This window comes from Burkholderia vietnamiensis LMG 10929 (assembly GCF_000959445.1).
Taxonomy (GTDB): Bacteria; Pseudomonadota; Gammaproteobacteria; order Burkholderiales; family Burkholderiaceae; genus Burkholderia; species Burkholderia vietnamiensis.
This window is the reverse complement of record NZ_CP009630.1, coordinates 1,664,934-1,684,163: the sequence shown is the minus strand read 5'-3', so window position 1 is coordinate 1,684,163 and position 19,230 is coordinate 1,664,934. Positions and strand designations below refer to the sequence as shown.

Here is a 19,230-nt window from a genome sequence, read left to right as displayed (position 1 = left end):
GTGAAGCAAGCAACGCCATGCGGGTGGCCGCGCGATGCGACGGCTTGACGGCAGCGCGTGTGCCCGACGCCACCGCCGATGAGGACGTGAAGCAAGCAGCGCCATGCGGGTGGCCGCGCGATGCGACGGCTTGACGGCAGCGCGTGTGCCCGATGCCACCGCCGATCAGGACGTGAAGCACGCAACGCCATGCGGATGTCGCGCGATGCGGCGGCTTGACAGCAGCAGCGCCCGAGCCGCCCCAAACCTTTCAGTGCCGCTCGCTGCGCCAGCGCCCGGGCGCGACGCCGAAGCGCTTCGTGAACGCGTGCGTGAAGGTGCTCTGATCGGCGAAGCCGACCATGCCGGCGATGTCGACGAGCGGATGACGGCCGTCGGCGAGCAGCACGACGGCCGCGTCGAGCCGTAGCCGCTGCAGGTAGCGGTGCGGCGTTTCGCCGAACGCGTCGATGAACAGCTGATGAAAGCGGCGCATCCCGTAACCGCAGTGCGCGGCGAGATCCGCGATGCGCAGCGGCTCGGCGAGCCGCGCACGCAGCCAGCGGTCGATGCGCGCGAAATCGAGGCCCACAGCGGGCGCGGCGAGGCTGGCGTCGTCGAGCAGCGCGTCGCACAGGCGCGCCGCAGCGTGCCACTGGAAACGATGCGCGCGCGCGGCGTCGGCCGGCCCGTCGAGCTGCGCGGCGGCCGTCGCGAGCTGCGCGACCAGCGACGTCAGCGCCGGATCGATCGACACCGCGCGTGCGCGGTCGAACAGACGCTGCGGCAGCGCCAGCGACGCGGCGGGCAGGTCGAGCACGAGCTGGCGATTCTCGCCGAGCCCGGCGTACTCGTGGCGCGCGCCCGCCGGGATCAGCCATGCCGCATGCCGGTCGATGCGGCGGCCGACGCCGTCGACCGCCATCACCATCGCGCCGTCGACGCCCAGCACGACCTGATGGAAATCGTGCACGTCCGACGCCTCGCACGTGTCGTAACGGCGCAGCGCGATGGCGGGAGACGGCACGCGTTCCATCGGGAGGGCGTCGGCAGCTGTGTCAGACGGCGAGCAGCTCGACTTCGAACACGAGCGTCGCGTTCGGCGGAATCACGCCGCCTGCGCCGCGCGGGCCGTAGCCGAGTTGGGGCGGAATCGTCAGGCGACGCACGCCGCCCACCTTCATGCCCTGCACGCCTTCGTCCCAGCCCTTGATGACCATGCCGCCGCCGAGCACGAACGCGAACGGGTCGTTGCGGTCCTTGCTCGAATCGAATTTCTGACCGTCGGTCAGCCAGCCCGTGTAGTGGACGCTGACGGTCTGGCCCGCGGCGGCTTCCGCGCCGGTGCCTTCGGTCAGGTCTTCGATTTTGAGGCCCGATGCGGTCGTGGTGACGGACATGACTTCTCCTGAGAGGGGTTGAGTAAGACCGCTATTGTAGGCGAGCCCGCCGCGCGTCACCGGACGCGGCGCGCGCATGGCCGGGCGGGCGCCGCGCGCCCGGCGCGGCCGCTGGCGTCGGCGCGCGCGAAACCCGAATGGAACGCGCGTTTGAATTCGGCTGCGATCCGATCGATCGCGCTGCACCGGGCGGTCGCAGCTCGCGTATGAATCGTGGCGGCACGCGCGTACCGCGGCGCGTCGCAAGCCGCGTTGCGATCGTCGGGAGCGTCCGCCGCACGGGGCTTTCGCGGCGATACCGCCACGCGCGTGGGTGCCGCGCGTGCCGGTCGCGCAACGGTTCGCGCGTTCGAATCGCGGTCCATCCACACGCTGCACGAACGCCGTTTTTGCGACGCCGCGCCCGGTGCGCCGTTTGGAAGCGCGCGTCTACCGTTCGGCTTGCCCGCGCCACCGGACGGCGCCTATCTTTACATCTATCGATGTCAAGATCAGTACGTTGCGGGACGGCGTGCGCGCCGCACGGCCTTCGAGGCTGCCCGCAGCAAGGAGAACGACCAACATGAAGTCAGCCGCTTCCGCCGCCGCCATCGCGGCCGACGTGATGCCGGTGCGCCGCGACCTGCGCTTCGAGCTGGCGGTCGAGCGCGCAAAGGATTGGCACGCAATGGGCCCGCACGTGACCCACTTCTTCAACGCGCTGTCGCTGCTGTTTCCGGCCGGCGAACGCTTTTTCATGGACTCGGTGCGCAACTACCGCGACCGCATCGACGATCCGCTGCTCAAGCAGCAGGTGCTCGGCTTCATCGGCCAGGAGGCGATGCACACGCGCGAACACGTCGAATACAACGAGCTGATGCAGGCGAACCGGCTGCCGGCGCGCAAGCTCGACAAGCGAATCTGGACCGTGCTCGGGTACCTGAAGCGCAAGCTGCCGCATTCGATGCAGCTCGCGCATACGGTGGCCGCCGAGCACTACACGGCGATGCTCGCCGACTGGCTGCTGAGCGACCCGACGCGCCTCGACGGCTCGGTCGACGGCTATCGGCAGATGTGGCTGTGGCACGCGCTCGAGGAAACCGAGCACAAGGCCGTGTCGTTCGATGTCTGGAACGCGGCGATCCGCCCCGGCCCGCGTCGCTATCTGATCCGGATCGGCGCCTATCTGCTGACGACGCTGACGTTCTGGCCGACCGTGTTCCTGCTGCACGTCACGCTGTTGTCGCGCGATCGAGCGATCCGGCACCGGTTGCGCGGGATGCTGCGGATGATCGCGTTCCTGTACGGGCCGCGCCGCGGGCTGTTTCCGCGCATCGCGCGCGAATGGCTCAGCTATTTCCGGCCGGGCTTCCATCCGTGGGACCACGACAACCGCCATCATCTCGCCCGGGTGGATGGGCTCGTCGCCGCATCGCGCGCGGCCAGCCTCCCGTCGGTCGGCCGCGGTCGCGCCGGTGCGCTCGGGCCGATCGCTTCGACGCGCTGACGCGGGGTGAGGGGCGCTGGGGGGCGCAACGGGTGCGCTGCGGCGCCCTGACCGGCGCGTGTTGCGTTCCTGCATCATCGACGCCTTCATCCGACGATTGACCGAGGTCAATCGGAAAACGGTTACGCATGCGCGGCCCGCGCTGCGCACTGCGAGCGCCGCCGCGCCCGCGTCGGTCCGACCCACGCCCGTCCCGCATCCGTCCAGCGCCTGGCCCGCTCCCGACCGGCGCACTCCCGGACCGCTCGCGCGCGCCCCGGAAAATCCCACCAATCGGGATAACCCCCATCCAGCCGCCCCTCGGCGGTATCGATATACCGTTCATCGACCGATTCGCGGGCCGCGCGATTATTGCCTTGGGGGATTCTATTCGGACGGAAATGCGGCCAATATGTGGGTTCGAACAGCTGCGTCGCACGCCGCGACGAGCCGGCGCACAATACCAACGCCAAGCGGGGAACAACGATGGTTGCAAAATCACCCGATGCAAACCCGACGGCGGCCGAAACGCCGCTCTTGTCCGTTACCGCACCCGAGGCAGGACGCAAGCTGTTCGTGATCATGCGTTCGCCCGACGAACCGTTGCTCGCGCAACTACGCGACCTTGGCTGGGAAGTCTCGGTCGCGAAGACGGCCGGCGCCGCGCAGAACATGACATCCGGCGTCAACGTCGCGGCCGGGCTCATCGATTTCACCGGCTTCACGTCGCGCGACTATCCGGCGCTGAAGGCGTGTCTGAGCCAGCCCGCGATCGGCTGGATTTCCGTCGCGCAGGGCGGCGTCACGATCAGCGCCGCGGTGCGCGAGATGATTCGCAGCTACTGCTTCGACTACGTGACGCTGCCGTTGCCGTACGAATGGATTTCGCACGTGCTCGGCCATGCGCGCGGGATGGCCGCGCTCGATCGCGTCGACGGCGCCGCGTATGCGGCGTCGATCGGCGAGCACGGGATGATCGGCAACTGCGAGGCGATGCAGCAGTTGTTCAGCACGATTCGCAAGGTCGCGAAGACGGACGCGAGCGTGTTCATCTCCGGCGAGTCGGGCACCGGCAAGGAGCTGACCGCGCTCGCGATCCACGAGCGCTCGGTGCGCGGCAAGGGGCCGTTCGTCGCGATCAACTGCGGCGCGATTCCGCATCATCTGCTGCAATCCGAGCTGTTCGGCTACGAGCGCGGCGCGTTCACCGGCGCGAACCAGCGGCGCGCCGGGCGGATCGAGTCGGCGAACGGCGGCACGCTGTTCCTCGACGAAATCGGCGACATGCCGGTCGAGAGCCAGGCGAGCCTGTTGCGGTTCCTGCAGGAAGGGAAGATCGAGCGTCTCGGCGGGCAGGAATCGATTCCGGTCGACGTGCGGATCATCTCCGCGACGCACGTCGATCTCGACGGCGCGGTCGAGGCCGGACGCTTCCGCGCGGATCTCTATCACCGGCTCTGCGTGCTGCGCATCCACGAGCCGCCGCTGCGCGCGCGCGGCAAGGACATCGACATCCTCGCGCATTACGTGCTGCAGAAATACAAGGCCGACAGCGGCCGCAAGATCAGCGGCTTCACGTCGGCGGCGCTCGACGCGATGCGCCGCTACGAGTGGCCGGGCAACGTGCGCGAGCTGATCAACCGCGTGCGGCGCGCGATCGTGATGGCCGAGAGCCGGCTGCTGACGCCGCACGATCTCGGGCTCGACGTGCCGGGCGAAACGGAGCCCGTGACGCTCGAGCAGGCGCGCTCGCTCGCCGAGCGCACGGCGATCGAGAACGCGCTGCTGCGCAACGATCACCGGATCAACAAGGCGGCCGCCGAACTCGGCATTTCGCGCGTGACGCTGTACCGGATGATGATCGAGCACGGGCTCAACGATCACGACAACGGCGGCGAAAACGGCAAGGACGGCTCGCCGGCCGGCGACGCGGACAACCAGCGCGTCGGCTGAACGCGGCGCGTAACGGCGCTGCGGCGGGTCCCGGCCGTGCGCCCGTGCGCGGGCGATTCGCGGTTCTGTGTAAAGCCCGTGAAACGTTTCGTGCCGGCGTGCGCGCGAACCGGCGCGGCGATCGCCCGCCATGGCGCGCCGCACGCGCCGGGCAAATTTTCCACACCCGCGCCGAGCATCGGCCTGCGGCGTATTCCGCGTCGCCGTGCGGTCGCCGTTCCCCTATCGCGTGTTTCAGTTTTGAAACGTCAGGCCTGCTGGCGCCGGTTCGCGGCGCAAGTCGTCCGACGAAAGCCCCGTGGCGACGGGCCTGCGCGCGCCTGGCGCGCTCCTTGCGAATGTCGAGGTGCGAAAGTCGACGACGGGCATCCGGCCGGTTCGGCAGCACGACGGACGAACACGGCCGGAATCGAGCTCACGGGGAGGGCGGCGGCGCGCGCGACAGGCGCGCGCCGCGCGGCAAGGGCCGTCGTCGAGTCGCCGGAGCGCCGGGGTCTTCCGGACGCCGAAACAAGCAGCACAGCGACTACGGGGTACCAAAAATGAACCATCGTCACACGCCGCTGCCGGCTGGCCGCGATCGCAGCGATGCGTTGCATCGCCGCTCGAGCGCGCAGCGCGCGGCCGGCCGCCATGCATCGACAGGCCAGCTTTGCGCGCTCGGCGCGAGGCGGATCCGGCTGATTCCCGGCCATCCGCGTCGCGCCGGTGCTTTCACGCTCGCCAATCCGATCCGGATGGGCATGTGTGCGCGCGCGCGGGTGCCGCGACGCCCGATCTTCACGTTCTGACGTCGAGCGCTCGCGGCGTGGGGGAATCGTCCGCGATGCCGGCGATACGCGGCAGCGTGCCGCGCGAGACGGGCGACGAAACCGGCGCGGCAGTGGACGGCAGCAGCGCGCTGCCTTCATGTTTTGACGTCGAGCGTCCGCGCTTGCTGGCGGGAACGAACTGTCCGCGATGCCTGCGATACGCGGCAGCATGCGGCGCGCCGCCGCATCAGCCCCATCACCCGCCGTAGATATCGAAGTCGAAGTACTTCGACGCCAGCCGCTTGTAGGTGCCGTCCTTGACCATGTCGAGGATCGCGCGGTCGATCTTCGCCTTCAGGTCGGTGTCTTCCTTGCGCAGCCCGATGCCGGCGCCGATGCCGAGCACCTTCTCGTCGACCAGCTCCGGCCCGACGAACTGATAACCCGCGCCGCGCGGCGACTTCAGGAAGCCGATCGCCGCCTGCACCTCGTCCTGCAGCGCGGCATCGAGGCGGCCGGCGGTCAGGTCCGCATAGACGCCGTCCTGGTTCTGGTACGACACGACGTTCGCACCCTGTTTCGCCCAGTACGCCTTCGCATACGCCTCCTGCGTGGTGCCCTGTTCGACGCCGATCGACTTGCCCTTCAGCGATTCGGCGGTCGGCAGCAACGGCGAGCCCTTCTTCACGACGAGACGGGTCGGCTGGTTGTAGATCTTCGTCGTGAAGCCGATCTGTTCCGCGCGCTGCGGCGTGATCGACATCGACGACAGCACCGCATCGAACTTCTTCGCCTTCAGCGCGGGGATCATCCCGTCGAAATCGTTCTCGAGCCACACGCACTTCGCCTTCAGCCGCGCGCAGATCTCGTTGCCGAGGTCGATGTCGAAGCCGACGAGCTTGCCGTCCGGCGCCTTCGATTCGAACGGCGCGTAGCTGGCATCGGTACCGAACCGCAGCGTGGTCCAGTCCTTCGCGGCGGCGGGGCCGGCCGATACCGCGAGCAGGGCGATCGAAACGGCGGCAATCAGTCTCTTCATGGTGGTTCCTTGGCGTGGTCGATCCGGTTCCGCGGCGGCGCGGTGGGTGCATGGCCGCATCGCATGCCGCCGCACTGTCCGCCCACCCATTAACGCAGAAAATAAAATCTCAGTCCAGAATGGACAAAAAATATCGGAATGATCGGCGCAGAGGCGGCCGCCGCAAAGGGGACGACCCTTGCATAAATGCGAAAATGGACTAATCTTGTTAGTAAATTCGTTTTGAGACTAACGATCATGTCACAGCCCGCCTTCGACCCACAGAATCCGGATCTCGCCCCGCCGCAGGCCTCGGTTGCGCAGATGTCGGCGGCCGGCCTGCGTGCGTTCTTCAACATCGCGCGCGACTGGGAGCTGACGATCGACGAGCAACTCGTGCTGCTCGGGTCGCCCGGCCGCTCGACGTTCTTCAAGTGGAAGGCGTCGCCCGGCTCGGCGCGCCTGCCGCGCGACACGCTCGAGCGCCTATCGCTGCTGCTCGGCATCTACAAGGCCTTGCAGATTCTGCTGCCGCAGCCGGCCGCGGCCGACGCGTGGGTCAAGCGGCCCAACGACGCGGCGCCGTTCGGCGGCAAGCGCGCGCTCGACCGGATGCTGGCCGGCAACGTGGGCGATCTGGTCGCCGTGCGCCAATACCTCGACGCGATGCGAGGTGGCTGGGCGTGACGATGCCGATCGACGTGCAACCCTGGCCGACGACCGTCGTCGACTGGGCGCCTGCCTATCGTGCGATACCCACCCGCTTTCCCGCGATCAACCTGTTCGACCGCGTCGCATCGGCCGACGACTTCGACGCGCTGTATGCGCTCGAATCGCTGACCAACGACCGGATACGTCAGGAAGTCGGCACGCTGGCGCTCGTGCCGCCGGCCGAACGCCGCTATGGCCCCGGCTGGGGGCCGATCATGGCCGCGTTCACGCATCTGAACCCGCAGGGCAGCCGGTTTTCGGACGGCACCTACGGCGTGTTCTACTGCGGCCGTTCGCGCGCGACGGCGATCGCGGAGACGCGCTATCACAGCGGGCTGTTCCTCGCGGCGACGAAGGAGCCGCCGATGCGCCAGCAGATGCGGCTCTACACGGTGTATGCGCACGGCGACGTCGTCGACGTGCGCAGCTGGCCGCAGCGCCACCCGCAGCTGCTCGATCCGCTCGACTACAGCGCGGGGCAGGCGCTCGGCCGCGCCGTGCGCAATGCGGGCGGCGCGGGCATCGTCTATCCGTCGGTGCGCGACCCGGACGGCGAATGTATCGCCGCGTTGCGCACGACGCTGCTGCGCGACTGTCATCACGCCGCGTACCTCGAATACAACTGGAACGGCAGCGCGGTCGATGCGGTGTTCGAACTGAATCAGGTCGGTTAGCGTAACGCGCTGCGTGCGCACGGGAACCGCGGCGTCACGGCAGCGGCAGATCGGCCGCGCGACGTGCGCGTGCGTCGGCCTGACTGAGCGACCAGCTCCGGCCGGTGTGCGGCTCGACGATCGTCAGCCGCCCGGACGGCGCGAACGCGCCCGTGTCGATGAACCATTGCGCGCCGATGCGCTGCAGGTCGCGCACCGGCGTGTGGCCGGTGCAGGTCAGCGACAGCCCGGCCTGCAACGCCGGGTCGGCGAGCCCCTGGACCAGATCGCGCCCCCAGATCAGCCGCTCGCGCACGTCGTGCGAGTAGCTGCCCGTGTCGAGTTCGTCGTCGCTGCCGAAGAATTCCGCGTGCAGCACGTTGAAACGCTCGGGACCGTCGCCGATCACGCGCACGAGCGGCAGCGTGTCGACGCGCGCGGCATGCGCCTGCAGCAGTTGCGGCGGCAGGTCGGCGCCCCAGTCGCCGCCGATGCCGCGCCACGCGTCGGCCGACAGCTTGCCGCGTGCGACGAGGCTCAGCACTTCCTCATGATTGCCGCGCACCGCATGGCACCACGGACGATCGAGCAGCTCGAGCGCGGTTTCCGACGCGGGGCCGCGGTCGACCAGATCGCCGACCGAAAACAGCCGGTCGCGCGCCGCATCGAAGCCGACGTCGTACAGCAGCGCGCGCAGCACGTCCACGCAGCCGTGCAGATCGCCGACGACGAAGTCGCGGCCCGTCGTATTGGCGGGATGGCGGCACAGGGAGGAAGTCATCCAGATATCTTAGGCGCTCGCGACCATCGCAACCTGGTGCCGGAATGGCGATAATCGGCGCCGTGCGCCCCGGCGCGTGCGCAGCGGGCAGCCGCGTGCCGGCCGAACCCTTTCCATCCGCTTTCGGAATGCAACGATGACGCTTTATCCGCAGGTATTACGCAACCGGCCGCGCATGGTGGCCGCCTTCGTCGCGGGCGTGCTGTGCGCCGTATTGCTGCCGTTTCCGCTGCGGTCGGCCGCGCGCGTGCTGATCGGCTGGGACTGCGCGGTGTGGCTGTATCTCGCGCTGATGTGGGCGCGCATGATCACGGCGCACCACCACAAGGTGCGCGAAATCGCGATCCGCGAGGACGAGAATGCGACGACCGTGCTGACGGTCGTGTGCATCGCGACGGTCGCGAGCATCGCCGCGATCGCGTTCGAGCTTGCGACCGCGAAGAGCGTCGGCTTTCGCGTCGGGCTCGGCCATTACGCGATCACCGGCGCGACGCTGTTCGGCGCATGGTTCCTGATCCCGACCATCTTCACGCTGCATTACGCGCGGCTCTATTACGGCTCGCCGTGCGCCGACCGCGCGCTGCGCTTTCCCGACGACCATCCGGAGCCCGACTACTGGGACTTCCTCTATTTCGCGTTCACCCTCGCGGTCGCGTCGCAGACGGCCGACGTGTCGCTCGCCAGCCGCTCCGCACGCCGCTCGGCGCTCGCGCAGTCGATCCTGTCGTTCTACTTCAACATGGCCGTGCTCGGGCTGTCGATCAACGTCGCGGCGGGGCTGTTGGGCTAAGGCGCGCGCTCACGCGGCGCGCCGCAGCGCGATCCACGCGCCCCAGAACAGGCTCGCAAAGAAGCGCAGCGGCGCATCGAACCCGGCGTCGTGCAGCAGCGCAAACACGGCTTCCTCGGACGCCGGCGGGTCCGCGCCTTGCAGGATCTTCGCGAGCTGCGCGCGCACCGCGTCGGGTGTCGCTCCGGCCATGCGCCAGCGCTGCTGCCAGGCATCGAGCAGGCGAGGGTGGTCGGCGTAACGGCGATGGTTGCCCGCGATGACGAGCGGCGCGCCCGGCTTCAGGCGACGTGCGATCGCATCCAGCAGCGCGGCCTTCGCCGCGTCGCCCGGGACGTGATGCAGGACGCCGATCAGCGTCGCGCCGTCGAACGCGGGAGCATCCGGCAGCGCGTCGACCCCGGCTTCGACGAACTGCGTGCGCGCGCCGCAACCGGCCGCTTCGACGCCGGCGCGCGCGAGCGCGAGCATCGGCGCCGACGGATCGACGGCAGTGAATTGCCAGCCCGGCTCGAGCGCACCGGTCACGCAGATCTCGCGGCCCGTGCCGCCCGCTCCTGCGACGAGGATCCGCGCATCGGCCGCGCCGATCGCCGCCGCGAGCATGCATGCGGACAGTTCGTGGCACGCGTCGTAACCGGCGAGCGCGATGCGCGACTGTTCGGCGTATTCGTGCGCGCGGGCAGGATCGAATTTTGCGGCGCTGGCGGGGAGCGACATCGCGGATTCCTCGGGTTGGTGGCGCGGACGACCTGCCCGCGCGCGTTGGCCCGAGCGTAAGCGGGCGGGCCGCGGCCCAACAAGACCAGCGGCCATTCCGGTATGCAGACTACCCGCCATCGGGCCGATCGCCCCGCGTTCGCTCAGGGTCGATTCGTATTAAAAATGGATCGTTCGGATTGCGTCGCAGTCGCCAAAACGGCGCATACTTTTCATCCCCCCTGCCTGGCCGTCGCATGCCGGGCGCCATGCGCCGCGTCGAATGCGGCCATGCTGCTCGGCCCGCACGAGGAGCGCACGATGTCAGATTGTTCGCACGATCCGTATGCGCAGCACTACATCCACTGCCTGCCGTTCGGTGCGCAGCCCTGCGGTGCGCATGGCGCGCCGCCGCGCACGCATTTCCGCGTGTGGGCGCCGGGCAGTACCGAGGTCCAGCTCGAACTCGATACCGGCCACGGCCCGACGCTCGTCCCGATGACGGCGGCCGGTCCGAACTGGTTCGAAGCGTTCGTCGAATGCGGCGCGGGCGCGCGCTACCGCTACCGCCTCGACGATGCCGTGTCGATCCCCGATCCCGCATCGCGTTCGCAGCCCGACGGGCTCAACGGCCCGAGCGAAGTCGTCGATGCGCGCGCATTCACGTGGCGCAACACGTTCTGGCGCGGGCGTTCCTGGGAGGACATCGCGCTCTATGCGATCCGGCCGCACGCGGCGGGCGGCTTCGACGGCGTGCGCCGCCGCCTGCCGCAGCTCGCGCGGCTCGGCATCACGGCGCTGGAGCTGCTGGCGTCGCCGCACGACAGCCTGCCGTTCGCGCCGCTCGCGGCGGACGGCGGCCCGCACGCGCTGAAGGCGCTGATCGACGACGCGCACGGCTACGGCCTCGCGGTGCTGCTCGAGCTCGACTACTCGCGCTTCGGCAGCGGCACCGACGCGCTGCGCCATTACGCCGCGCCGTTCTTCCATATGCGCGACGATCCGCTGCAGGCGGCGCCGCTCGCGCTCGACCATCCGGACGTCTGCGACTTCTTCTGCGACAACGCGCTGTACTGGCTCGACGAGTACCGCTGCGACGGCCTGCGGCTGCGCGAAGCCGACCGGATCGGCGCGTCCTGGCTGCGCGAGATCGCCGATCGCGTGCACGCCGCGGAGCCGGCCGACCGGCTGATCCATCTCGTGCTCGGCAGCGAGCGTCATCCGGTGCATCTGGCCGACACGCACTTCGATGCGCAGTGGAACGGTTGCGGCGAACGAGCGCTGCATCGGCTGACGTGCCGCGACGCGGTCGCTCACGACGGCATCTCGATGCACCAGTCGATCCACACGCTCGCGCGCGCGCTGACGGCGTCGGGCGCGGCGTTCCAGCCGGCCGCGCCCGACGGCGGCGCGATGCTCGACGGCTTGTCGCTGACGTCGCTGGTGCTCACCGATGGCGCGTGGCAGGGCGCCGCATCCGGCGAGCAAGGGCAGGCGGCCGGGCTCGCTGCGCTCGCGCTGTCGCTGCTCACGCCGCAGATTCCGCTGATCTTCGACGAAACCGCGCGCGATACCGAGCGCGCGCATTTCGTGCAGTCGGCGCTGGCGGTGCGTGCGAAGCTGATCGCGCCGCGCTTGTCCGATTGCCGCCCGCAGGACGCGCGCACGCTGAAGGCGGGCGGCGACGGCGACGGCGAAGCCGATGCGCTGCTCGCGTCGTGGCGTCTGGCCGACGACGAGACGCTGACGATCGCGCTGAACCTGTCGCCCGAGGCGGTGCCGTTCGACGCGCCGCGCGGGCGCGTCGTGTTCGAGACGCCGGCGCGCGCGCGCGATCGCATTGATGAAGGCGAGTTGCCGCCGTACTCGCTCGTCGCCTGGCTGACGGGCGACGTCAACGGCTATGCGCTCACGCACGACGTGCGGCGAATCGACGGCGGCGCATGGCGCATGCGGCCGGCCGAGCCGAACCACGGCTGACACGCGCGGCCGACCTACCAGAAGCCCCGAATGCCGGCGACGCCGTAGGCGCCGTGGCGGCGCGCGTCGTCCAGATGCGCGCGCGTCATGCCGCCGAGCGCATAGACGGGCATCGCCGCCTGCGCGGCCAGCGCGGCGAACGCGCTCCAGCCGAGCGTCGGCGCGCCGGGATGGCTGAGCGTCGGCAGCACGGGCGACAACGTGACGAAATCCGCGCCGACGCGTGCGGCCAGTGCGAGGTCGTGCGCCGTATGACACGCGGCCGACACGCGGCGCGCGGGCGGCAGCGGCCGCCGCGCGACGGCGCGCAGCGCGGCGCCGTCGAGGTGCCAGCCCGCGCCGTCGAGCCGCATCACGCCGGCGGCGTCGATTGGGCCATTGAGCATCAGCTGCGCGCCGGCGGCATCGCAGCGCGCGAGCGCATCGGCCGCGAGATGCGCGAACGCAGCCGCGTCGAGCGATTTGACGCGCAGCTGCACGAGCGTCTCGCCGCGCGCGAGCACGGCCGACAGCCGCTCGAGCAACGCGCGGCAAGCGGCCGCCGACGCGGACGCCGGCTCCGGCGTGATCACGCAGCAGCGGGGCAGCGCGACGCTCATCGCGCGCCGCGCGCGCGGGCCGTCATTCGTCGGCCTCTTTCGCGAGCTTCGGATAGACGCGCACCAGCACGATGCGCGGCCCGTTCATCTTCTTCACGACGACGTCGAAGCGGTCGAACGACACGCGCTGGCCTTCGGTCGGCAGATCGCTCAACGCCTGGATCACCAGGCCGCCGACCGATTCCGCGCGGCCCTCGTCGATGTCGATGCCGAGCGCCTGCTCGAGCGACACGACCGGCAGGCTGCCCTTGCCCATCAGCGTGCCGTCGTCGAGGCGGCTCCAGTCCGCGTCGCCCTGGCGGAACTCGTCGTGAATCTGGCCGACCAGCGCGCCGAGCAGGTTGTCGAGCGTCAGGAAGCCGATCGGCTTGGCGCCCTTGTCTCCCACCAGCGCGAAGTGCGGCGCGCCCTTGCGGAAGCGGCGAAACAGCTCGAGCGCCGGCGTGTCGGGCTTCACGTACTGCACCGGACGCACGTAATCGGACAGATCCTCCAGCGCCGCGCCGGCGTGACGCGCGAGCAGCAGGTCCTTCAGGTGGATCAGCCCGCTCACCTGCTCGCGCGCCGCATCCTCGAACAGCGGATAGCGGCTGAAGCGGTGCCGCGCGACGATCTCCATGTTGTCGGGCAGCGGCAGGTCGCGCCGCAGGCCGATCATTTCGTGCGCGGGACGCATCAGGTCCGACACCGTCATCGACGAGAAGTCGAGCGAATGCGCGAGCGTGTTCCATTCGTCGTTGGTGTAGGCGCCGCGCGCCGGCTGCGCGGCATTGCCGGCCGCGCTGCGGCGGCTGCGCAGGATCAGCTTCAGCTCGTCGGTCGAATAGTGCGCATCGCCGCCGTGATCGGCCGACAGCCCCGCGAGCCGCAGCACCGCGTTCGCGCTGGTGTTGAGCACCCAGATCGCCGGATACATCGCCCAGTAGAACGCGTAGAGCGGCAGCGCCACCCACAGGCCGATCTTCTCCGGCTGCCGGATCGCCATCGACTTCGGCGCAAGCTCGCCGACCACGATGTGCAGGAACGAGATCAGCGAGAACGCGAACACCAGGGAAATCAGATGCACGATGCGTTCGGAATGCACGCCGAGCAGGTCGAGCAGCGGGCCGAGCAACTCGGCGAAGGCGGGCTCGCCGACCCAGCCGAGGCCGAGCGACGCGAGCGTGATGCCGAGCTGGCACGCCGACAGGTACGCGTCGAGCCGGCCGTGCACGATCGCGAGGATGCGCCCGCTCAGGCCGTGCTTGCGTGCGAGCGTCTTGACGCGCGTGCCGCGCAGCTTGACGAGGCCGAATTCGGCCGCAACGAAAAAGCCGTTCAGGGCCACCAGCAACAACGCGCCGATCAGCGCGAAGATTTGTAACAAGGAATTGCTCCGGACATGACAGGCCCGTCAGTATAGGGCCGGAAAGGAAACCGTAATGTGTCGGGCTGCCGATCGATTACACCGGCGCCTCGCAGGGGATCGACAGCGTCAGGGTGACGGCCGCGCCGTCGGCGAACGGCGTATGCGTGAACGTGCCGCCGTGAGCGAGTGCGACGCGCTGGCACAGCGCGAGCGTCCATGCGACGCGCTTTGCGTCGCGCGTGCGCAGCATCTCTTGGCGCGCGAACGCTTCGAATGCGTGCGGCAGCGCCGGATCGGCGAGCGCGGCGGCATGCACCGTGCACTCGGCGCGCACGACGTACTGGGCGCCGTCGCGCGTGCAGGCGGCCGTCACGCGGCCGCCCGCGGCGCTGGCTTCGACGGCCGTGGTCAGCATCGTCCACAGCGCCTGTGCGAGCCGCGCGCGGTCCGCGCGCAGCGTCGGTTCGCCGTCGGGCAGCGTTGCGTCGATGCTCACCTGCCGGGCGTCGGCGAGCGCGAAGCGCGTCAGCTCGAGCGTGTCGTCGAGCAGCGCGCGCAGCGCGAACGAATGCGGCGCGATCGGCAGCGCGCGGGTTTGCGCGCGCGGCGCGTCGAGCACGTCGTCGAGCAGCGCGACCTGCTGTTCGATCCCGGTGCGGATGCCCGCGAGCGCGCGCTGCACGTTCGCATCGGCGCCGGCGAGCTGACGCTCGAGCACGTACGCCCAGCTGTGCATCGCATTCAGCGGGCTGCGCAGATCGTGCGACGCGGTCGAAAGCGCCTGGTCGCGCAGGAACAGCGCGGCCTCGGCGGCGTAGTGCGCTGCGCGTTCGCGCAGCAGGTCGGCGGCGGGTTCGACGGGAAGGGACGTCACGGAGCGGGCCTGTCGGAAGCGGTTGGCATGAACGGGATACGAGCCCACATTATAGGGATCGCTCGCGTCATGCCGGCAGCGCGTCCTCGTCCTTTTTCCGCGCGTCGCCGTTCGGCAGCAGCTGGCACGCGAGCAGGCCGGCCAGCATCAGCGCGCAGCCGAGCAGCGCGCGCAGCGTCAGCGTTTCGCCGAGGGCGGCCCAGCCGGCGATCGCCGCGAACACGCCTTCCATGCTGAAGATCACGGCCGCGTGCGCGGGTGCCGCATCGCGCTGCGCGACGACCTGCAGCGTATAGCCGACGCCGACCGACAGCAGCCCGCCGTATAGCAGCGTCGGCAGCGCGTGCGCGAGCGTCGCCGCGCTGAGCGGCTCGATCGCGAGCCCGACCGCCAGGCACGCCGCGCCGCAGGTGGCGAACTGCAGGAACGCGAGCACGAGCGGATCGTAGCGCTTCGCGAAATGGCCGACGGCCATCACGTGCGCGGCGATGATCACCGCGCCGGCGAGCTGGAACCAGTCGCCGTACAGCACCGCGAAATGCTCGTCGATGCTGAGGAAGTACAGGCCGATCGCCGCCAGCAACGCGCCGAACCAGGTGCCGGTGCCGATCCGGTGGCGGGCGAACACGCCCATCAGCGGCACGATCACGACGTACAGGGAGCTGATGAAGCCCGCGTTCGCGATCCGCGTGTACTGCAGGCCGACCTGCTGCAGCGAGATCGACACCGCGAGCAGCGCGCCGAGCGCGACGCCGGGCAGCAATTGCGCGGGCGTGCGGCGTATCGACGCGCACTGCGCGCGCGACGCGGCGTTCAGCGCGAGCAGCGGGACCAGCGCCAGCGCGCCGAGCAGGAACCGCAGCCCCGTGAACAGGAACGGGCCGATCACGTCGAGGCTCAAGCGCTGCGCGACGAACGCGGAGCCCCAGATCGCGGCGGCCGCGAGCATCAACAGGTTGGCACGGACATGCTTGCGGGCTTCGGGTGTCATCGGAATAGGGCGGAGGCGTGCGGCGGGCGAAACCCGCTAGTTTACGCCGAGATTGCAAGGCTGTCGGCAAACCTGCGGAGCGCGACGGCGGCGCGCGCGTCGCGCACCCGCGAATACAGCACCACCTGCGAATGCGGCAGCGGTGGCAGCCCGAATTTCGCGCCGACGTCGGCCAGCGTGCGCGGCGCCACGCGCCGCGCGAGCGGGCAGACGGCCAGCCCGGCCGCCGCCGCGGCCGTGACCGCCGCAATGCCGCCGCCCGTGAAGCGCTCGCGCCAAGGCAGCCCCGCATGATCGAGCGCGCGCAGCGCGGCCGCGCGCACGCCGCACGGGCCGGCCAGCACCGCGAGCGGCAGCGGCTCGCCGGCGCGCGGCGCCCAGTCGGGCGCGGCGAGCCACGACAGCGGCTCGGTGAACAGCAGCGTCGCGTCGTCGCGCGGCGGATCCTCCCCCGGTTCATGGCGGACGATCGCCGCGTCGAGCCGCCGTTCGTCGTATTGCGCGAGCAGGCTCGTCGACGTCCCCAGGTGCATTTCCAGCATCAACCCGGGATCTTGCCGGTGCAGGCTCGTCAGCACGGCCGGCAGGTCGGGCACGGCCACGTGCTCGCTGACGCCCAGCGACAGCCGATGCGTACCCGCCGAAATCGCGCCGAGCGCCCGTTCGTGCGCATCGAGCAGCGTGCGCGCGGCCGGCAGGAAATTCTCGCCGTCGGGCGCGAGCTTCACGACGCGCGGCGTGCGCGCGAGCAGCGGCTTGCCGAGGTGCGCTTCGAGCCGTTTCAGCTTCAGGCTGACGGCCGATTGGGTGGTGCCGAGCGCGTCCGCGGCGCGTGTGAAGCTCGCGAGATCGGCCACCAGCACGAACGCACGCACTGCATCAAGGTCGAGAACTTTCATTTCAAGTGTAAATGGATGAAATATCCGGAGATGACTGTTCATTATAGTTCGCGGCCCCTAACCTGACGTGGCGTTTTCGCTTGTTCAACGTCATCGAAAGGAGCAGGACCATGCCATTCACCCGTATCGCGTTGCGCGAAGGCAAACCGGCCGCATATCGCGCGGCGCTCGTCGACGGCGTGCATTCCGCGCTGATGCACACGTTCAACGTGCCCGAGGACGACATCTTCATGGTCGTGACCGAGCACGCGGCGGAGAACTTCGTGTTCGGCCGCCGCTATCTCGACATCGAGCGCAGCGACGATCTCGTCATGATCCAGATCACCGCCAACAACACGCGCACGCTCGAGCAGAAGCAGGCGCTGTATCGGACCATCGTCGCGAACCTCGCGCAGCAGCCCGGCGTGCGCCCGCAGGACGTATTCATCAGCCTGGTCGAAGTGCTGAAGGAAGACTGGTCGTTCGGCAACGGCATCGCGCAATACGTCGTTTGACCTGCGGCATCGCGGCAGGGCCGGATCGTCGTCCGCGCCCGTTCGTGCCGTGTACTATGGAAGCTGCTTCACGGACGACGCCGGCGCACGATGCGCCGGCGGTTTTTCATGTGCAGGAGCTTCCATGTCGGGTGTGCTGGAAATCGTGTTGTCCTTGTCGCTGGAAAGCTGGCCGGTGAAGGCCGCAAGCCGCGCCCGCGGCGGATCGCGCGACTTCGGCGCGGAGCTGGTGCGCGCGTGGCGAATCTGCCCGCAAGTGCGGATGCGTCGCGGCCACGAGCGCGTGACGATCGAGCCGTGCCGGATCCACGAGGCCGAGCCGGACGCCGGCGGGCGCTGGTGCACGTGGGTCGAGTCGACGGCGCACGGGCCGCGGGTCGTCGCGTCGCGGACGAGGCCGTTCGCGCCGGGCGTCGTCGAGCGCGAGCTGTTCGACGCGGAGCATGCGGGGATTGCCGTCGCCGCGCAGTGCGCCGACGCGCGGCCGGCAGATGCGGAAGCGGATGCGGATGCGGAGAATGACGCCCAGCCGGGCGCCGCAGACGACGGCGCGACGGCCACCGCCGTCGACGAAGCGGCGCGCGCCGCCGCGTCCGGGGCCGGCCCGCTGCGGCTCGTCAGCGAACGCCGTCGCGGGCGCTGGGCCGACGACAGCGGCGTGGTGGTCGAGATGACGCTCGACGACGTGACGCTGCACGGCGCCGACGACGGCGGCGCGCCGCCGCGCCGCCACGTCGAGTTGCGCCTCGCGGCGCCCGATTGGGAAACGCCTGCCGCGCGCACCGCGGCGCTGCATGCGCTGTTCGCGGCGGCGCGCGAACTGAGCGGCGCGTGGCCCGCCTTCGTGCAACTGGCGAGCGTGATCGACCGCACCTGCGTTGGCGAGCCGGCGATCGCCGGGCCGGTCAAGGCGCAATCGGTCGACCTGACCGGCCTGCGCACGCAGCGCGCCGCGCTGTTCGCGTTGTGCGGCGACATCGCCGCGCAATGGCTCGGCAACGAGAGCGGCGTGCTCGAACGCGACGATCCCGAATTCGTCCATCAAATGCGCGTCGCGTTGCGGCGTTTGCGTACGCTCGCGCGGCTGTTTCCGCGCTTCGCGGACGAGCGCTGGAAGGACGCCTTCGGCGCGGACCTGCGCTGGCTTGCCGCGCTGCTCGGCACGGTGCGCGACTGGGACGTGTTTTCGACCGAAACGCTGCCTGCGCTGGCCGCGGCCGATGGCGGCGGCGCCGACTGGGACGGCACGCTCGACGCGTCGCGCGCGCACGCGCGCAGCGCGCGTGCCGAGCTGCGTCAGGCGCTGCATTCGGCGCGCTATGCGCGGCTGACGCTCGGCTGGCTCGAATGGCTCGGCACGCTCGCGCTGCCGCCGGACGCCGACGACGATGCGCCGTCGCTGCGGCGTCACGCGACCAAGCGCGTGCGGCGGCTGTTCGGTCACCTCTACGCGGTGCCGTCGCTCGGCTCGCTCGATACGGCTGCGCGGCATCGCGTGCGGATCGACGCGAAGCGGCTGCGCTATGCGCTCGAATTCTTCGCGTCGCTCGCGTCGCGCCGCACGCGCAACGAAACGGTGAAGACGCTCGCGCGCGTGCAGAGCGTGCTGGGCGATGCGAACGACATGATCGGCGCGCTGCGTCATCTCGAACAGCTGGGCGCGCCCGCCTACCAGCTGGGCTTCGTGCGCGGTTACGGCGCCGCGCTCGAACGGCGCGCGGCGGCCGACGCCGAGACGCTGCTCGCCAGCCTGCGCGCGCCGAAGCTCGACGGCCGGGCGCGCTGAGCGGCGCGCGCCCGCGTCCCTATTCGCGTTCCTATAATGGCCGCCCGTATTCTTCCGA

Annotated in this window: 19 protein-coding genes; 9 read left to right on the top strand and 10 right to left on the bottom strand. The window is 70.0% G+C overall.

Going from position 1 to position 19,230, the window contains the following annotated elements:
* Nucleotides 1-250 precede the first annotated feature (250 nt).
* Together AK36_RS07485 and AK36_RS07480 are read right to left on the bottom strand one after the other, a co-directional pair.
* Nucleotides 251-1,015, bottom strand: coding sequence for an AraC family transcriptional regulator (locus AK36_RS07485; RefSeq protein WP_045578189.1), 765 nt, complete (start codon nucleotides 1,013-1,015; stop codon nucleotides 251-253).
* A gap of 22 nt (nucleotides 1,016-1,037) precedes the next feature.
* Nucleotides 1,038-1,379: an FKBP-type peptidyl-prolyl cis-trans isomerase gene (locus AK36_RS07480; protein WP_011881547.1), complete on the bottom strand. Its 342-nt coding sequence runs from the start codon at nucleotides 1,377-1,379 to the stop codon at nucleotides 1,038-1,040.
* Between the two features lie 562 nt (nucleotides 1,380-1,941).
* Between AK36_RS07480 and AK36_RS07470 the strand changes: the two genes are divergently transcribed.
* The 3 genes from AK36_RS07470 to AK36_RS07460 all read left to right on the top strand — a co-directional run bounded on the left by AK36_RS07470 (nucleotide 1,942) and on the right by AK36_RS07460 (nucleotide 5,588).
* On the top strand, nucleotides 1,942-2,865 hold the full coding sequence (locus tag AK36_RS07470) for a metal-dependent hydrolase (RefSeq protein ID WP_011881548.1): 924 nt from the start codon (nucleotides 1,942-1,944) through the stop codon (nucleotides 2,863-2,865).
* Nucleotides 2,866-3,330: 465 nt separating this feature from the next.
* Nucleotides 3,331-4,797 (top strand): sigma-54 dependent transcriptional regulator, encoded by a 1,467-nt coding sequence (locus tag AK36_RS07465; RefSeq protein WP_011881549.1) that lies wholly within the window; start codon nucleotides 3,331-3,333, stop codon nucleotides 4,795-4,797.
* A 542-nt stretch (nucleotides 4,798-5,339) separates the two neighbouring features.
* A complete protein-coding gene (locus AK36_RS07460) occupies nucleotides 5,340-5,588 on the top strand; it encodes a hypothetical protein (protein WP_014724625.1) in 249 nt (82 codons plus the stop codon).
* A gap of 217 nt (nucleotides 5,589-5,805) precedes the next feature.
* On the opposite strand, the gene AK36_RS07450 is transcribed toward AK36_RS07460, so the two are convergent.
* On the bottom strand, nucleotides 5,806-6,588 hold the full coding sequence (locus tag AK36_RS07450) for an ABC transporter substrate-binding protein (protein WP_014724627.1): 783 nt from the start codon (nucleotides 6,586-6,588) through the stop codon (nucleotides 5,806-5,808).
* A gap of 237 nt (nucleotides 6,589-6,825) precedes the next feature.
* Between AK36_RS07450 and AK36_RS07445 the strand changes: the two genes are divergently transcribed.
* Both AK36_RS07445 and AK36_RS07440 read left to right on the top strand, forming a co-directional pair.
* The gene (locus AK36_RS07445; RefSeq protein ID WP_034194976.1) at nucleotides 6,826-7,254 is read left to right on the top strand and encodes an MbcA/ParS/Xre antitoxin family protein; all 429 of its coding nucleotides are present in this window, start codon (nucleotides 6,826-6,828) and stop codon (nucleotides 7,252-7,254) included.
* 2 nt (nucleotides 7,255-7,256) lie between these two features.
* Complete coding sequence (locus AK36_RS07440; RefSeq protein ID WP_045578187.1) at nucleotides 7,257-7,952, top strand: RES family NAD+ phosphorylase; 696 nt, start codon at nucleotides 7,257-7,259, stop codon at nucleotides 7,950-7,952.
* Between the two features lie 34 nt (nucleotides 7,953-7,986).
* Here the strand turns inward: AK36_RS07440 and AK36_RS07435 are convergent, their stop codons facing one another.
* Nucleotides 7,987-8,712, bottom strand: a complete 726-nt coding sequence (locus AK36_RS07435) for a metallophosphoesterase (protein ID WP_045578186.1) — start codon at nucleotides 8,710-8,712, stop codon at nucleotides 7,987-7,989.
* A gap of 136 nt (nucleotides 8,713-8,848) precedes the next feature.
* On the opposite strand from AK36_RS07435, the gene AK36_RS07430 reads away from it, so the two are divergent.
* Complete coding sequence (locus AK36_RS07430; protein ID WP_011881555.1) at nucleotides 8,849-9,502, top strand: DUF1345 domain-containing protein; 654 nt, start codon at nucleotides 8,849-8,851, stop codon at nucleotides 9,500-9,502.
* Nucleotides 9,503-9,511: 9 nt separating this feature from the next.
* Here AK36_RS07430 and AK36_RS07425 read toward each other — a convergent pair whose 3' ends face one another.
* The gene (locus tag AK36_RS07425) at nucleotides 9,512-10,222 is read right to left on the bottom strand and encodes a class I SAM-dependent methyltransferase (protein ID WP_045578185.1); all 711 of its coding nucleotides are present in this window, start codon (nucleotides 10,220-10,222) and stop codon (nucleotides 9,512-9,514) included.
* A 300-nt stretch (nucleotides 10,223-10,522) separates the two neighbouring features.
* Here AK36_RS07425 and AK36_RS07420 point away from each other — a divergent pair, with 300 nt between their 5' ends.
* Complete coding sequence (locus AK36_RS07420) at nucleotides 10,523-12,181, top strand: DUF3459 domain-containing protein (RefSeq protein ID WP_045578456.1); 1,659 nt, start codon at nucleotides 10,523-10,525, stop codon at nucleotides 12,179-12,181.
* A 14-nt stretch (nucleotides 12,182-12,195) separates the two neighbouring features.
* On the opposite strand, the gene AK36_RS07415 is transcribed toward AK36_RS07420, so the two are convergent.
* The 5 genes from AK36_RS07415 to AK36_RS07395 all read right to left on the bottom strand — a co-directional run bounded on the left by AK36_RS07415 (nucleotide 12,196) and on the right by AK36_RS07395 (nucleotide 16,892).
* A complete protein-coding gene (locus AK36_RS07415) occupies nucleotides 12,196-12,780 on the bottom strand; it encodes a thiamine phosphate synthase (protein WP_045578184.1) in 585 nt (194 codons plus the stop codon).
* A gap of 22 nt (nucleotides 12,781-12,802) precedes the next feature.
* The gene (locus AK36_RS07410; RefSeq protein WP_011881559.1) at nucleotides 12,803-14,146 is read right to left on the bottom strand and encodes a hemolysin family protein; all 1,344 of its coding nucleotides are present in this window, start codon (nucleotides 14,144-14,146) and stop codon (nucleotides 12,803-12,805) included.
* Nucleotides 14,147-14,222: 76 nt separating this feature from the next.
* Nucleotides 14,223-15,002 (bottom strand): sensor histidine kinase, encoded by a 780-nt coding sequence (locus AK36_RS07405; RefSeq protein WP_034195057.1) that lies wholly within the window; start codon nucleotides 15,000-15,002, stop codon nucleotides 14,223-14,225.
* Nucleotides 15,003-15,069: 67 nt separating this feature from the next.
* On the bottom strand, nucleotides 15,070-15,993 hold the full coding sequence (locus tag AK36_RS07400) for a DMT family transporter (protein WP_011881561.1): 924 nt from the start codon (nucleotides 15,991-15,993) through the stop codon (nucleotides 15,070-15,072).
* Nucleotides 15,994-16,034: 41 nt separating this feature from the next.
* A complete protein-coding gene (locus AK36_RS07395; RefSeq protein WP_034194981.1) occupies nucleotides 16,035-16,892 on the bottom strand; it encodes a LysR family transcriptional regulator in 858 nt (285 codons plus the stop codon).
* A gap of 110 nt (nucleotides 16,893-17,002) precedes the next feature.
* Here AK36_RS07395 and AK36_RS07390 point away from each other — a divergent pair, with 110 nt between their 5' ends.
* Nucleotides 17,003-17,386 (top strand): tautomerase family protein, encoded by a 384-nt coding sequence (locus AK36_RS07390; RefSeq protein ID WP_045578183.1) that lies wholly within the window; start codon nucleotides 17,003-17,005, stop codon nucleotides 17,384-17,386.
* A gap of 124 nt (nucleotides 17,387-17,510) precedes the next feature.
* Entirely contained in the window at nucleotides 17,511-19,172 is a 1,662-nt protein-coding gene (locus AK36_RS07385) for a CHAD domain-containing protein (RefSeq protein WP_045578182.1), read from the top strand.
* The last annotated feature ends 58 nt before the right edge of the window (nucleotides 19,173-19,230 follow it).

Bases quoted from the DNA above. Each gene is read 5' to 3' on its own strand.
- AK36_RS07480 (WP_011881547.1), bottom strand. From the start codon at position 1,379: ATGTCCGTCACCACGACCGCATCGGGCCTCAAAATCGAAGACCTGACC.
- AK36_RS07435 (WP_045578186.1), bottom strand. From the start codon at position 8,712: ATGACTTCCTCCCTGTGCCGCCATCCCGCCAATACGACGGGCCGCGAC.
- AK36_RS07390 (WP_045578183.1), top strand. From the start codon at position 17,003: ATGCCATTCACCCGTATCGCGTTGCGCGAAGGCAAACCGGCCGCATAT.
- AK36_RS07450 (WP_014724627.1), bottom strand. From the start codon at position 6,588: ATGAAGAGACTGATTGCCGCCGTTTCGATCGCCCTGCTCGCGGTATCG.
- AK36_RS07385 (WP_045578182.1), top strand. From the start codon at position 17,511: ATGTCGGGTGTGCTGGAAATCGTGTTGTCCTTGTCGCTGGAAAGCTGG.
- AK36_RS07425 (WP_045578185.1), bottom strand. From the start codon at position 10,222: ATGTCGCTCCCCGCCAGCGCCGCAAAATTCGATCCTGCCCGCGCGCAC.
- AK36_RS07470 (WP_011881548.1), top strand. From the start codon at position 1,942: ATGAAGTCAGCCGCTTCCGCCGCCGCCATCGCGGCCGACGTGATGCCG.
- AK36_RS07445 (WP_034194976.1), top strand. From the start codon at position 6,826: ATGTCACAGCCCGCCTTCGACCCACAGAATCCGGATCTCGCCCCGCCG.
- AK36_RS07460 (WP_014724625.1), top strand. From the start codon at position 5,340: ATGAACCATCGTCACACGCCGCTGCCGGCTGGCCGCGATCGCAGCGAT.
- AK36_RS07440 (WP_045578187.1), top strand. From the start codon at position 7,257: ATGCCGATCGACGTGCAACCCTGGCCGACGACCGTCGTCGACTGGGCG.
- AK36_RS07400 (WP_011881561.1), bottom strand. From the start codon at position 15,993: ATGACACCCGAAGCCCGCAAGCATGTCCGTGCCAACCTGTTGATGCTC.
- AK36_RS07430 (WP_011881555.1), top strand. From the start codon at position 8,849: ATGACGCTTTATCCGCAGGTATTACGCAACCGGCCGCGCATGGTGGCC.
- AK36_RS07465 (WP_011881549.1), top strand. From the start codon at position 3,331: ATGGTTGCAAAATCACCCGATGCAAACCCGACGGCGGCCGAAACGCCG.
- AK36_RS07415 (WP_045578184.1), bottom strand. From the start codon at position 12,780: ATGAGCGTCGCGCTGCCCCGCTGCTGCGTGATCACGCCGGAGCCGGCG.
- AK36_RS07485 (WP_045578189.1), bottom strand. From the start codon at position 1,015: ATGGAACGCGTGCCGTCTCCCGCCATCGCGCTGCGCCGTTACGACACG.
- AK36_RS07395 (WP_034194981.1), bottom strand. From the start codon at position 16,892: ATGAAAGTTCTCGACCTTGATGCAGTGCGTGCGTTCGTGCTGGTGGCC.
- AK36_RS07420 (WP_045578456.1), top strand. From the start codon at position 10,523: ATGTCAGATTGTTCGCACGATCCGTATGCGCAGCACTACATCCACTGC.